This window comes from Candidatus Pelagibacter communis, from assembly GCF_001179985.1.
GTDB classification, from domain to species: Bacteria; Pseudomonadota; Alphaproteobacteria; order Pelagibacterales; family Pelagibacteraceae; genus Pelagibacter; species Pelagibacter ubique_J.
The window spans coordinates 1-1,393 of the sequence record NZ_CVSI01000061.1; the positions used below are offsets into that span (position 1 = coordinate 1).

General features: G+C 25.8%; 3 protein-coding genes. All 3 read left to right on the forward strand.

What is annotated here, in order from left to right:
* The coding region (locus tag AMN80_RS04480; RefSeq protein WP_143323380.1) for a TRAM domain-containing protein at nt 1-186 on the forward strand (186 nt) is incomplete at its 5' end.
* Nucleotide 187: 1 nt separating this feature from the next.
* Nucleotides 188-1,186, forward strand: coding sequence for a PhoH family protein (locus tag AMN80_RS04485; RefSeq protein WP_075520791.1), 999 nt, complete (start codon nt 188-190; stop codon nt 1,184-1,186).
* Nucleotides 1,183-1,393, forward strand: a 211-nt coding sequence (locus AMN80_RS04490; RefSeq protein ID WP_143323381.1) for an rRNA maturation RNAse YbeY, incomplete at its 3' end; no start/stop codon positions are given. The genes AMN80_RS04485 and AMN80_RS04490, both read left to right, overlap by 4 nt.

Consider the following 1,393-nt stretch of genomic DNA (forward strand, 5'->3'; position numbering starts at 1 on the left):
GTTCTAGTAGAAAATAAATTAAAAGACCAAAATAAATACTTTGGAAGAAATGTTTTTTTAAATTCTGTCATTTTTGATGGTGAAAATAAATACATTGGTAAAGTAATTGATGTAAAAATAACAAAATTCAACCGAAATACTTTATTTGGAAGAGTAGACGAAAGTAAAAACATTAGAGCGGCTTAGTTTGAATAATTTATCTCATAAAAAAGCAGTCAATGATATTAAATTTGTTTACTCCGAGAATAATACCTTAAGTATTATATTTAAAAATAATGATATATTGATGGGTGTCGTTGGTGAATTTAACAATAATATTAAAGAATTAGAAAAAATTACAGATACAAGTATTTATTCTCGTGGAAATTCAATTTTGGTAAAAAGTACATCAAAAAAGAATGAAATGGTAAAAAATGCAATTGTTTTTTTGGTTGACCAATTTATAAATAATGGAACGATTGAAAAAAAAGATATTTTATCCTCAGTAAATAAATTTATGATTGAAGAAAAAACAGATAAAATTGAATATATAATCAAAACTCCAAAAAAATCAGTAATACCAAGATCTGAAAAACAAAAAAAATATGTAAGAGCTCTAAGAGATAGTGAAATTATAATATCCTCTGGACCTGCTGGAACTGGAAAAACTTATTTAGCAGTAGCTATTGCTTTAACAATGCTTTTAGATAAAAAAATAGAGAGAATAATATTGTCAAGACCAGCGGTTGAAGCTGGAGAAAGGCTGGGTTTTTTGCCTGGGGACATGAGGGAAAAAGTAGATCCATATTTACGACCTTTGTATGATGCACTTTATGATCTTTTAGATTTTGAAAAAATCCAAAAACGTATTGAAATTGGTGATATAGAAATAGCACCTTTGGCATTTATGCGAGGTAGAACATTAAAAAATTCTTTTGCTATTTTAGACGAGGCTCAAAATGCAACTGATACTCAAATTAAAATGTTTTTAACTAGAATAGGAGAAAACTCAAAAATTGTTATTAATGGCGATCCATCACAAATAGATTTGCCTAATAAATCTTTATCTGGCTTAAGAAGATCCAAAGAAATACTTGGGCACTTAAATGAAATATCAATAGTAGATTTTGATCACACAGATGTTGTGAGACACCCATTAGTCTCTAAAATAGTAAAAGCATATTCTGATCAAAGTTCTGAGAAATGATCAAAATTTGTGTTGTTGTTGATTTTCCAAAATGGAAAAAAAAAATTAAAAATTTAAAAAATTACTTCAAAATAAAACAAAGAAAATTTAATGCTAAAATAAATCCATCAAAAAATAAAAAAGAATTTACTATATTTTTAACAAATAATTTGAGAATGAAAAAATTAAATAATAAGTTTAGAAAAATTAATAAACCAACAGATGTTT